The sequence below is a fragment of the Citrobacter sp. TBCS-14 genome, from assembly GCF_005280805.1.
GTDB classification, from domain to species: domain Bacteria; phylum Pseudomonadota; class Gammaproteobacteria; order Enterobacterales; family Enterobacteriaceae; genus Citrobacter; species Citrobacter gillenii.
This window is the reverse complement of the sequence record NZ_SZWM01000142.1, coordinates 1-514: the sequence shown is the minus strand read 5'-3', so window position 1 is coordinate 514 and position 514 is coordinate 1. Positions and strand designations below refer to the sequence as shown.

The window sequence follows — 514 nt, the reverse complement described above, 5'->3', positions numbered from 1 at the left end:
TGAGCGCGGATTTGTGCGGTGGTGCTGCTTTCGCCGCCGTGTTCTTTGTAAGCCCAGTGCGCTGCGACACCCATCTCTGCCATCTGGTCCATGTCTTCAGTACGAATCTGTACTTCAACCGGAACGCCGTGAGGGCCGATCATTGAGGTGTGCAAAGACTGATATCCGTTCGCTTTTGGAANTCGCTTTCGGAATGGCGATATAGTCTTTCACGCGACCAGGACGGGGTTTGTACAGGCTGTGCATTTGACCAAGTACGCGATAACAGGTGTCGGCGTCGTGGACGATAACGCGAAACGCGTAGATGTCCATGATCGAGTGAAAACGCTGCTCTTTGAGCACCATTTTGCAGTAGATCGAGTACAGGTGTTTCTCGCGACCGCTTACGCGACACGGAATGCCTGCCTCCTGCAAACGCCCTTCGATTTCCGAGAGGATTTTTTGGATCATCTCTTTACGGTTGCCGCGAGCGGCTTTAACCACTTCTTTAATCACGCGATAGCGGTTCGGGTAC

Annotated in this window: 1 pseudogene; it reads right to left on the bottom strand. The window is 53.0% G+C overall.

The features are described from left to right. A pseudogene (locus FDX22_RS03565) lies at window positions 1-514 on the bottom strand (guanosine-3',5'-bis(diphosphate) 3'-diphosphatase); the annotation flags it as partial.